Origin of the sequence: Cytobacillus firmus NBRC 15306, from assembly GCF_001591465.1 — a bacterium.
GTDB classification, from domain to species: Bacteria; Bacillota; Bacilli; order Bacillales; family Cytobacillaceae; genus Cytobacillus; species Cytobacillus firmus.
This window is the reverse complement of the sequence record NZ_BCUY01000049.1, coordinates 19683-30434: the sequence shown is the minus strand read 5'-3', so window position 1 is coordinate 30434 and position 10752 is coordinate 19683. Positions and strand designations below refer to the sequence as shown.

The following is a 10752-nucleotide window of genomic DNA, read 5'->3' as shown; positions in this document are numbered from 1 at the left end:
GATCGAGAGTGAATTAAATAAAGGTACGACATTCAATATTGTTTTGCCTGCGAAATCTGCCTAGTCAATCCTAACCGGATTGGCTTTTTCATTAGAAATTAATTCCTGACCTGTTTAAAACTAGTTATTCCCAATAAATGGATAAATTATAATAACATTGGATAGAATCCCATGATAACAGGAAAAGCACCACTCTCTGTTTAAAAAGGCTTCTGACTTTGAAATATGTTTGTTATGTAGCTGTTATATCCGTAACGGTATTATTATCTGTTTGTTCTTTTTTAGTAAAGATTCCATGTTATTATTATCCCCGTTAGCCAAAAACGAGCTATACGGGAGGTTTTTACATATGAAAAAATCAATTTTAACTTTTGTAGCAGCTGCCGCAATTACCGGAACAGCAGGTGCGAATGTACAAGCAGAAGAAGTGACAGTAAAAAAAGGCGATACTTTATGGGATTTTTCCCAGTCATATAATACACCAGTTGACATGATTAAAGAATGGAACGGGCTGTCTTCGCATATCATCCATCCGGATGATGTACTTAATGTATACCCTGAAAAGAAATACATAGTATCAAAAGGAGATACCTTATGGGATATAGCAAGAGAGCATAATGTCACAGCTGAGGCAATCAAACAATGGAACAGCTTGGGTTCTGATTTAATTCGTCCGGACGATGAATTAATTCTTTATCCTGATGCCAAAGCTGTTAATGCTGCAGCTGCTCCAGTTCATACTGCTCCGGCAAAGTCCGAACAGCCTGCAGAAACAGCAGCTGCTTCAGAGCAAAAACCTGAACAGCCTGCAGGAAAACAAACGCAGCCAGCCGAAAAATCACAGCCGGCTCCAGAAACAAAGCCAGAGGCAGAGTCAAATCCCGAACCAGCACAGCCTGCTGCGGAATCAAAGCCTGCAGCTGAGCCTGCCAAGCCTGCGGCGGAATCCAAACCAGCTGCCGAGCCTGCTTCTGAAAAACCGGCTGAAACTGCAAAAGATGAAGCATCTCAAAAAGTGCTGAATATGGAAGCAACAGCCTACACGGCTAATTGTGAAGGCTGTTCAGGAATTACTGCAACAGGAATCAATTTAAAAGAAAATCCCGATCAAAAAGTAATCTCAGTAGATCCGAATGTGATCCCGCTGGGAACTAAAGTCCATGTTGAAGGGTATGGAGATGCTGTCGCAGGAGACACGGGCGGAGCCATTAAAGGCAACAAGATTGATATCTTTATGCCATCTCAGGAAGACGCCATCAATTTCGGCAGAAAAACAGTTAAAGTTACGATTCTGGATTAATACTAGAAAAGAAGGCGCCTTTCCTGGTGCCTTCTTCTTTTACTCTTTATCATTACTTCCTTTTGCTTTTTCCTCCTGATGTACAAAGAAACTGTGGACAGGTTTTGCCAGCTGTTTTATGCTTTTTTCGAAGCGTTCAGTAAGGTGGGAGGCACGCTCGAAAACAATAGACTTTAAATGATCTAATTGCCTGCTGATTTTTTCGGTGATTGCCTCCTGGCGGTGTAAGCGTTCCATTATTGACTTGCTGGCCTGTTCCTGTTCACGAAGCTTCTTGTTTAATTCTTCTTTCAATTGCTCCTGCGTCTTAAATTTTTTCTCAGCTTCCTCCGAAAATGATGCGAACTGCTGGTCTAACCGCTCCATTACTGTATTGTGGAATACTTCCTGGACATCAAGCTTTTTGCTTAATTCTGCTTTCATTTCTTCCTGTGCTTTAAAATTTGATACGGCCTCTTCAGAAAATGCTTCGAATTTGTCAAATTTACGGGAAAGTGCCTGTGTTGCCGCTTCCTGACAGGAAACTTGTTCAAGTATCTTCTGGTTTACCGGCTCTTCATTCTCAAGAATTTCCAGAATCTCCTTATTTATTCCCTCTAAGGCAGCCAGCCTTTTATTCAATAAATCATTTTCCTTTTCGCGCTCATGCATCATTTCCAGAAAACCCGTCAAAAAAGCATCCTGCTTTTCAATCTTAGCTGTCAAATGCCCAATATGATTACTTTGTTTGCCAGCAGCACTTTTTACAAGCTTCCTCATATCAACAAACGAATCCTCAAGATGAGTTTTCATATCTTCATAAGTTTCAGATAAGCGGGTATTAACTGTCTGCTGCTCTTTTATCACTTCCTCGAGAAAGTTGAGACGGTAAGTACCCTGATTGGAAACAGTGTCAGATTGGCTTAAATAAAGCTTAGGATTTACATCCTCATTTGATCTTTGTGCCATGGGAACACTCCTCAGTTTTCACCTTTTTTATAGCCTATGCCAGTTCTTTTTGTGAGGAATGGGCACTGTCCTATATAAGCCTAAACATTTTTCTGTTAAGCATAGCTTACCTGAACTATTTATTAAAAAATTTCGCAAATCGTAATAATAGGTGTTGCAAAAAATTCAAAAAATAGGTAAATTATTAATTGTCAGTTAATTGGCAGGAATGTTATCAATCTGACTACATAGGGAGTCAACCAAAACTACCTCTGAACAAAAAGAAGGAGAGGACAAAAGCATGAAGAAATTATCTTTCTTGCTTTCAGCAGCTGCACTGACATTAATGCTGGGAGCATGCTCAAACGAAGAAGCTTCTAAAGGGGAAGAAACGGCAGAGTCTGCTGATGAATCTAAAGAAGTGCGCTCGGCTCTGCTGAACTACCAGGGAGAAGTGACAAAAATAATCCGTAACACAGATGCCAGCATAATTGCTGAAGGTCAGAATCCGGCTGAAGCAGCTGCAGCATTCGAAAAGGATGCGAAAGCCGTGTCTATACCGGAGAAATTAACAGACTATACTAAGGATATTGAAGCTGCGGTTGATAGCTTATCCCAATACTATGTTAAAAAATCCGAGCTTGTAAAAGCAGGATCTGAAGATATGGCGGAAGCAGAGCCATTTAAAGAGGAATATATCAATTCCATGACTAAAGTGTTTGAAGAGGTCGAATTATCTCCTCCTGCTTTTAAAAGTGTTTTTCAATAATATGTAAAAAAACAGCCCGCTTCATAAATTGGGCTGTTTTCTTTATTAAGGGACATCATGTCCCAGTGAGGTTTGATAAATCTCAAACCACTGATCCCGGTTAAGTTTATAAGATAATGCACGGACAGCAAGTTCAATTCTTTCGATCCTGCCGGACCCGGTAATTGGCATGATTCGGGCAGGATGGTTTAAGAGCCATGCAAATAAAACATCATCAATATCATTCGCCCCGATTTCTTCTGCGACTTTAAGTAATGCAGTTCTAAGGCGTGCCGGTTTTTCATCGGTACTGCTGAAGATTTTTCCGCCGGCCAAGGGGGACCAGGCCATCGGAGCGATTCTTTTTTCCATGCACAGATTTAATGTGCCATCCTCGAAATTCTCCAGATGAAAGGCAGACAGCTCAATTTGATTGGTAATCAGGTCCATTTCAAGGCAGGACTGAAGCATCGTGAACTGATGGCTTTTAAAATTCGAAACCCCAAAATGCCTTACCTTGCCGGCGGTCTTTAATGCTGAAAATGCATCAGCAACTTCTCCAGGATCCATAAAAGGATCAGGACGATCCAATGAGCAGGGTATCTATGTAATCTGTTCTCAAATTTTGCAATGATTTCTCAACAGAAGCAATAATATGTTTTTTTCCGGTATTGTAATGATGGGATTTATGCTCAGGCCTGTTTGGTGACTCGAGGACAATCCCGCATTTCGTAACAATTTCCATTTTTTCACGGAGCTCCGGCTTTTTCTCCAGCGCTCTTCCAAACAGGCTTTCACATGTATAGCTTCCATAAATATCAGCGTGATCAAATGTTGTTATGCCCAGCTCAAAACACTGCTCTATTAATGTGATTAACTCTTCATCTGAAAATTTCCAGTCAGCCAGTCTCCAAAGTCCATGGACGATTCTTGAAAACGACAGATCTTCTGCCATCTGCACTCTATCCAAACGTATCATCTCCCCGTTTTTAGTATTGTTATTATCTCTGAAAATCTTAAGAATACCAAGCTAAAGTTGATTAATTCTTCAACACCGGAAATCAATTCTTCATCAAAAATGCCAGAACGGCTTAGCAGGATATTCTCATATTTCTCAACGAGTTTTTTAGTTTTTTTAATTAATTTCCAGGCATCTTTCATACGAAAGGCAAAATTCAAATAGGAGTAAAATTCCCCCAGGTCTTTTTGGAATAAATACTTAATTTCCTGACTTAGCCTTTCATCAGGAGGGAGTTCAGCTTCCTGAAAGGAACAGAATTATCCATCAAACAGTTGAGATATTAAAGAACTTTTTTCAAAGCTCAATAGCAAATCGGTTTACGATTTCTATTGAAACGTTTACACTAAAGGTGTACATAGTTGACAGCCGCGTATTTCAGCGATGCTGTGAAAAATTTTCGAACCTGAAAGGATGGATGAACGTGGGTATTTCTTTATCGAAAGGGCAAAAAATTGATTTAACAAAAACGAATCCCGGATTGTCTAATGTAATAGTAGGACTTGGCTGGGATACAAATAAATATGATGGCGGCTTGGATTTTGACCTTGATGCCAGTGTTTTCTTATTAGATGCCAATGGCAAATGTGCATCAGATGAAGATTTTATTTTCTACAACCAGCTTGAAGGCGGCAATGGCTCTGTCGTACATACAGGAGATAACAGAACAGGTGAGGGAGATGGCGATGACGAGCAAGTCAAAGTTAATCTTAGTGCTGTTCCTTCCTCCATTGAGAAGATTTCTTTCGTTATTACAATCCATGATGGCGAAGGACGCGGCCAAAATTTTGGTCAGGTTTCCAATGCATTTGTACGAATCGTCAATGAAGAAACAAATGAAGAATTAATCCGTTATGATCTGGGCGAAGATTTCTCTATTGAAACTGCCATTGTTGTAGGTGAATTATACCGTCATAATGGAGAATGGAAATTCTCTGCTGTCGGTTCAGGCTACCAGGGAGGACTTGCCCGCATTGCAACCGACTTCGGTTTACAGGTAGGTTAAGTTCTATTTTTACAGGCAGAGCAGCAGCGCTTTTCCTGGCTTTCTCTTTAGGAGGTATTTACAGGTGATCTGTCGTGAAAAAAGGGTTTGTGTTATGAGGGAGTGATTATCTTGGGTATTCAATTATCAAAAGGTCAAAGAATTGATCTGACTAAAACGAATCCCGGTCTGACTAAAGCCATAATCGGCCTGGGCTGGGATACAAACAAATATAGCGGCGGACATGATTTCGACCTTGACGCATCAGCATTTCTGGCTGATGAAAACAGTAAATGTGCAAATGATCATGATTTTATTTTCTACAATAATCTTCAGCATCCAAGCGGGGCAGTTATTCACACAGGAGACAACCGAACAGGTGAAGGGGACGGTGATGATGAGCAGCTTGTTGTTGACTTTACTAAAATACCTTCACACGTCCATCGCATTGGCATAACGGTTACGATTCATGATGCAGAATTAAGGCAGCAAAATTTCGGCCAGGTTTCCAATGCATTCGTAAGATTAGTGGATGAATCCAATAATCAGGAGCTGCTTCGCTTTGATCTTGGAGAAGATTTCTCAATTGAAACAGCAGTTGTTTTCTGCGAGTTATACCGTCATGGGAACGACTGGAAATTCAACGCCATTGGCAGCGGATTCTCAGGTGGTTTGGCAGCTCTTTGCCGGAACTACGGACTGCAGGTTTAATTTTATCTCTGGCACCCGACTCTTATCGGGTGCTTTTTTTGGTGACATCCCGCGGCCAATTCTATTGGCTAATTATCCCATACTTGAAAAAAAGGCAAGTGGGAACAATAGATTTGAGAAAAACCTTGAGAGGAAGGGATGCAGTATGTCACTTGAATGGTTTGACAGGGTAAGCGGTGAGTTGCAGGACCATCTTGAATCCATTTGCAATAAATATGATCAGATTGGCCATATGTCGGTTGACCGGGGTGCCAAGCATCCCAGAATGGAATTTTTTATTGAAACCGATGATAATGACAGAGAGTACTTTTGCACACTTTTCTTTGATCCGCATAATGAAGAATTCTATGTAGAAGACTTTGACTTTGAACTTGGCCATACCTCTAAAACAATGCTTTTTGATATTGAAGACATCATCGATACCGTCCACGAAAGCCTTCATGACTACATGAATAGCGCAGATGATGATGAATTCGATTTTGAAGATAATGAAGAAATTTATGCATCAGAAGACGAAGATTTCATCATCGCCGATGAATATGACTTCGGAGGCGAAGGAGATATCTTTGAAGAAGTAGATGTAGAGTGGGAAACTCCTGAAGTGACCGCCTTTTTCAAGGAAGATGAAGTGGAGGTATCCTATCAGTTTGGAGTGGTCCAGGAAACAGGTGATGGCGTCCTGCGCAGGGTTAATCGCATTTGGACAGATGACGAGGAAATGATCAAAGATGAAGATCACTTTATCTTCAGTAAAGAAGAGGCAAGCACGATCATTGCTATGATTGCCAGCCACATGGATTCACTGGGCGGGCATGAAGCAGATTATCTGTAATTTATAGAAGCATCAGAAAGTGGCTATCAAAAATTATTGATAGCCGCTTGTTTTTTGAGAATAACGCGCTTTGCAAATCATCAAAACACCCCGTCCGTCCATCCATCAGCATCAGCGAAAACATCCCCGGTTCACACGGTTTAAAAAACGTTTTGATAATGCCTATTTTCTCAGTTGGTACTATTCAGGCTTGCCACACCCATAAACTAACTTAAAAGCAAGTGAAAAGAGGTGCTTTATGGGAATTCACATCGTTCAGGCAGGCGATAGTCTTTGGAGCATTTCTCAAAAGTTTAATATTCCTATCCTGACTATAATAACGGCAAATGGGCTTGAAAATGGACCTGGCATTATCCCTGGTTTAGCTCTATATATTCCGGAAGATGGACCTGTTATCAGGACATATCTAGTAAAGCAGGGAGACACACTCTGGACCATTTCCCAGCGTTTCCAGACATCAATTAGTGCCATTCTGTCAGCAAATCCGGGGATCATCCCAGATAGGCTCTATATCGGCCAGAAATTAAACTTCCCATCACCACGTAAATTAGTTATGAGTACATTGGGTTTCATTGTCCCGTATGCTCCTGAAACATTTTTACCTGCTTTCAGGGAAACAGCAAAGCATTTAACCTACATTGCCATTTCCTCTTACTCGCTGACAAAAGAAGGGTATGCCTATATTGAGCTTGACGATACAGCCATATTAGCAGAAAGCAGGCGATTGAATGTCATTCCCCTGCTGATGATCCGAAACCTTGCCGAAGGGAATTTTAATGCTGAATTAATTGGAGGGGTACTTGAAAGGCCAGTTTATAGAAGGAATTTAATCTTAAGCCTGATGAATTTTATCAGCCAAAAAGGGTATGGAGGAGTCAGTCTGGATTTTGAATTTATCCCGCCGCAAAGGCGCCAGGATTTCAATTCATTCATTAAAGAATTAAAAAATGCTTTAGGGCCAAAAGTTCTTCATGTTAATGTACATGCTAAGACTGAAGATATCCCAACAAACCGGATAATCGGGGCATATGATTATAAAGCCATTGGAGAAGGAGCAGATATTGTTGCAGTCATGACCATGGATTACGGTTATCCCACAGGTCCTCCCAATCCCATCGCTCCACTATGGTGGGTCGAGGAGGTTATTAAATATTCAATCACCCAGATTGATCCGAAAAAACTGCAAATCGCCTTGCCGTTATATGGCTATGACTGGAGAACAGCGGATAATCGAACCCGCTCATTATCCACGCAAGCCAGTCAAAATTTAGCATTAAGCAGAGGAGCGATTATCCAATTCGATGGGTATGCAGCATCCCCATGGTTCAGGTACTGGAATGGAGCAGAAGAACATGTGGTCTGGTTCGAAGATATTCGGAGCATAACTGAAAAATATAAATTAATTGACCAGTATAATCTATTAGGGATGACATACTGGCAATTGAGCTTGCGTTTTCCGCAAAACTGGGCATTTGTGGAGAGAAATTTTACAATTCTATAGCCTATTTCTAAAGTATTTCCTTCATTTCCTCTTCGAAATAAAACATTTTCGGATTTTCTTTAATTGTATATGTGTATTTCTTCATTTTCGCCACATAGCATGTTTTGTTGATTGTCACTTTTTCTCCTGTATCAACCAGAATCACAACATCATTTTGATCAAATTTATTTCTGCGCTTCATACGGATCCCTCTTTCGTTAATTCGATTAGGTGTTATTTATTCATTATCTCATACTTCGGGAGAATTAACCTTAGATATAATTAAACAATCATTTTTTGTTTTGCATATTGGCAGGTAAATGATATATTAGTCTAATTGAATATTTTAGTGAACAAAGGACGTTAAAAATGACAGCAACACTTGGACTTTTAAGGGCTTGGCAAAAAGCCATCCAGGCAGAGATTTTACACTTAAAGAAATACGGGAGCTCCCGCTGCTTAATACTTAATGGGCGTCTGCTTTCAAAATCAGATGCCTATATGTATTTTTTCGATACACCTTCAGCCATTAAAATACCAACTGGATCTTCCATAAAAATAGACTGGGGAAGTAAGAGGGTGGAAGGAAGAATCCTTTCTGCGGAAGGAAATAATGTCATTTTGGCATTACAAGAGGATATTGGCAGCGATTTATCCGAGGCATTTTTGCTTCACGACCCATGGGAACTATTGGATCAGCTTTTTCAGCGCTTAGAGGACATAAAAGACAGCAAAAGAAAGAGGGCCAGAATAAAAAAATTGATGGATCCTTCCATGCCTCCCAAGCACCCTGCTGATAAAGTAAAGAGCGGTACCCATGAACTGATATTGCGTTCTAAATATAATCCAGTCACATATGTCTGGGGACCGCCAGGCACGGGAAAAACCTATACACTTGCACGTGTGGCCGCCAATAAATATTTTAAAGGGCAAAATGTCCTCATTCTGGCACACTCCAATCAAGCAATAGATGTCCTTATGGCAGAGATTTCAGCCTTTGCATCAGGCAAAAGAACAATCGCTGATGGTGATCTGCTTCGTTACGGATCACAAATCGGTCCGGCATTAATCAATCATCCTTCATTGACAGCCGAATTTCTTTTAAATAAGGAGCATTCTAATCTCTTTGAGCAAAAATCAGCTCTAATGGAGGACCGCCGCCTGCTTAAACAGGATTTATCACGTTCGTTCAGCCGAAGAGATTCCGATCAGCTGATTGAGCTTGAAAAAAAGCTGTCCGGAGTGCTTGAAAAAATCAGGCAAAAGGAAATAGAGTTTGTAAAAAACGCTTCGATTATCGGAACAACACTTGCAAAAGCTGCAAGTGACCCGGCAATTTATGAGAAAAATTTTGATTTGGTCATCATCGATGAAGCCAGCATGGCTTATGTTCCACAGGCTGCCTTTGCAGCTTCGCTTGGAAAAAGGGTGATCATTTGCGGGGATTTTAAACAGCTTCCCCCTATTGCTGCCTCAAAACATAAGCTGTCGGAAAAATGGCTGAGGGAGGATATCTTTCACCACTCAGGCGTGTCTGATGCAGTCAAGGATGGACACTTGCATCCGCACCTTTTTCTATTAAAAGAACAGCGCCGTATGCACCCGGACATATCCGCTTTTTCCAATAAACATATTTATCATTCACTTGTAGGAGACCATCCCGATGTAATGGCCTCAAGAGCCCCTATCGCAGCCTGCACACCTTTTCCCGGCAATGCCTCAATCCTGATCAATACAAATGGATCAGGTGATTATGGCATAAAAGAGGGCAGCTCGAATTCAAGACTTAATTTTTGGAATCTATTGCTTGGATTTCAGCTGATACATGAAGCTTACATAGGAGGAAGCCGGTCGATAGGATATGTCACTCCTTATCGCGCACAAGCGTTATTAATGGAACAGATTCTCTGCGAAATATATGAGGAAGAACGAGCTTCCGCTGATATTATTGCTGCGACCGTTCACCGTTTTCAGGGAAGTGAACGAGAAGTGATGATTTTTGATTCAGCCGATGCCGAGCCCCACGACAGAGCTGGAATGCTGCTGACTGGGAAAGATAGCGAAAGGCTTTTGAATGTTGCCATAACAAGAACCAAGGGAAAATTCATACATATTTGCGATTTGCAATTTATACAAAACAAGGTATTTAGAAACAAAACATGGCGGAAGCTGGCAGATCATCAAGCGCACAATGGACAGGCCATTCATCCTGATCAGATTGGCAGATGGATTAAAAATCAGCATCCGCACCTTCAATGGATGCATGCAAGAAAATTGGAGAAAGTGTTTGAGGATATTTCTAAAGCGAAAAAAGAGATTATTGTTTCCCTTCCTGATGGCCAGGGTTTGGGGAAAGAGTGGGGGCAGGCACTTTCCAGCAGGCCTCCAAAAGCGAACCTGATCCTGCTTGCAGAGCATTCTGTCCCATTCGTTTCTCCAGATAAGATATCGCCAATATGCCTCCCGTTCCCGTTCCTCTTAATTGACGGAAACATTTTGTGGCTGGGCATGCCGGCGGAGTCCCATAAAAAAGCCTTGCCGCCATATGTAGCAGCTAGGCTCCGCTCAGCTGCTGCAGGCTCATATCTTACATCTTTAATCAAATAAAAAGACGCCCCAGAGGGGCGTCTTTTTCTACGTATTGCGGCGACACGACTGCACTCCACATAGTGCATTGCCAAGAATGGCTTGTCTGTCGTCTTATGCAATTAGCTCATCGCTTAATCAATATAGCATTATTCCCAAAAGAAA

At 41.2% G+C, this 10752-nt stretch carries 10 protein-coding genes and 1 pseudogene; 7 read left to right on the top strand and 4 right to left on the bottom strand.

Going from position 1 to position 10752, the window contains the following annotated elements:
* Positions 1-349 precede the first annotated feature (349 nt).
* Positions 350-1300, top strand: coding sequence for a 3D domain-containing protein (locus BFI01S_RS14105; RefSeq protein WP_061793194.1), 951 nt, complete (start codon positions 350-352; stop codon positions 1298-1300).
* Positions 1301-1339: 39 nt separating this feature from the next.
* Here BFI01S_RS14105 and BFI01S_RS14100 read toward each other — a convergent pair whose 3' ends face one another.
* Positions 1340-2248 carry a hypothetical protein gene (locus tag BFI01S_RS14100; protein ID WP_061793193.1) on the bottom strand — a complete coding sequence of 303 codons (909 nt, stop codon included), beginning with the start codon at positions 2246-2248 and terminating at the stop codon, positions 1340-1342.
* 280 nt (positions 2249-2528) lie between these two features.
* On the opposite strand from BFI01S_RS14100, the gene BFI01S_RS14095 reads away from it, so the two are divergent.
* Positions 2529-2996, top strand: coding sequence for a hypothetical protein (locus BFI01S_RS14095; protein ID WP_061793192.1), 468 nt, complete (start codon positions 2529-2531; stop codon positions 2994-2996).
* A gap of 45 nt (positions 2997-3041) precedes the next feature.
* Here the strand turns inward: BFI01S_RS14095 and BFI01S_RS14090 are convergent.
* Positions 3042-3945, bottom strand: a pseudogene (locus BFI01S_RS14090) (aldo/keto reductase).
* 5 nt (positions 3946-3950) lie between these two features.
* Positions 3951-4154, bottom strand: a complete 204-nt coding sequence (locus tag BFI01S_RS24050) for a hypothetical protein (protein ID WP_235831194.1) — start codon at positions 4152-4154, stop codon at positions 3951-3953.
* 263 nt (positions 4155-4417) lie between these two features.
* Between BFI01S_RS24050 and BFI01S_RS14080 the strand changes: the two genes are divergently transcribed.
* From BFI01S_RS14080 to BFI01S_RS14065, 4 genes are all read left to right on the top strand, one after another.
* Entirely contained in the window at positions 4418-4999 is a 582-nt protein-coding gene (locus tag BFI01S_RS14080; RefSeq protein ID WP_061793190.1) for a TerD family protein, read from the top strand.
* 111 nt (positions 5000-5110) lie between these two features.
* Positions 5111-5689, top strand: a complete 579-nt coding sequence (locus tag BFI01S_RS14075; RefSeq protein ID WP_035330803.1) for a TerD family protein — start codon at positions 5111-5113, stop codon at positions 5687-5689.
* A 145-nt stretch (positions 5690-5834) separates the two neighbouring features.
* Positions 5835-6521: a hypothetical protein gene (locus BFI01S_RS14070; RefSeq protein ID WP_061793189.1), complete on the top strand. Its 687-nt coding sequence runs from the start codon at positions 5835-5837 to the stop codon at positions 6519-6521.
* Between the two features lie 238 nt (positions 6522-6759).
* A complete protein-coding gene (locus BFI01S_RS14065) occupies positions 6760-8022 on the top strand; it encodes a glycoside hydrolase family 18 protein (RefSeq protein ID WP_061793188.1) in 1263 nt (420 codons plus the stop codon).
* A gap of 7 nt (positions 8023-8029) precedes the next feature.
* On the opposite strand, the gene BFI01S_RS23465 is transcribed toward BFI01S_RS14065, so the two are convergent.
* Complete coding sequence (locus BFI01S_RS23465) at positions 8030-8203, bottom strand: hypothetical protein (protein ID WP_169799772.1); 174 nt, start codon at positions 8201-8203, stop codon at positions 8030-8032.
* A gap of 167 nt (positions 8204-8370) precedes the next feature.
* Between BFI01S_RS23465 and BFI01S_RS14060 the strand changes: the two genes are divergently transcribed.
* A complete protein-coding gene (locus tag BFI01S_RS14060) occupies positions 8371-10608 on the top strand; it encodes a DEAD/DEAH box helicase (RefSeq protein WP_061793187.1) in 2238 nt (745 codons plus the stop codon).
* The last annotated feature ends 144 nt before the right edge of the window (positions 10609-10752 follow it).

Excerpts from the sequence above, each read along its gene's own strand:
- BFI01S_RS23465 (WP_169799772.1), bottom strand. The coding sequence starts at position 8,203 with ATGAAGCGCAGAAATAAATTTGATCAAAATGATGTTGTGATTCTGGTT.
- BFI01S_RS14070 (WP_061793189.1), top strand. The coding sequence starts at position 5,835 with ATGTCACTTGAATGGTTTGACAGGGTAAGCGGTGAGTTGCAGGACCAT.
- BFI01S_RS14105 (WP_061793194.1), top strand. The coding sequence starts at position 350 with ATGAAAAAATCAATTTTAACTTTTGTAGCAGCTGCCGCAATTACCGGA.
- BFI01S_RS14100 (WP_061793193.1), bottom strand. The coding sequence starts at position 2,248 with ATGGCACAAAGATCAAATGAGGATGTAAATCCTAAGCTTTATTTAAGC.
- BFI01S_RS14060 (WP_061793187.1), top strand. The coding sequence starts at position 8,371 with ATGACAGCAACACTTGGACTTTTAAGGGCTTGGCAAAAAGCCATCCAG.
- BFI01S_RS14065 (WP_061793188.1), top strand. The coding sequence starts at position 6,760 with ATGGGAATTCACATCGTTCAGGCAGGCGATAGTCTTTGGAGCATTTCT.
- BFI01S_RS14095 (WP_061793192.1), top strand. The coding sequence starts at position 2,529 with ATGAAGAAATTATCTTTCTTGCTTTCAGCAGCTGCACTGACATTAATG.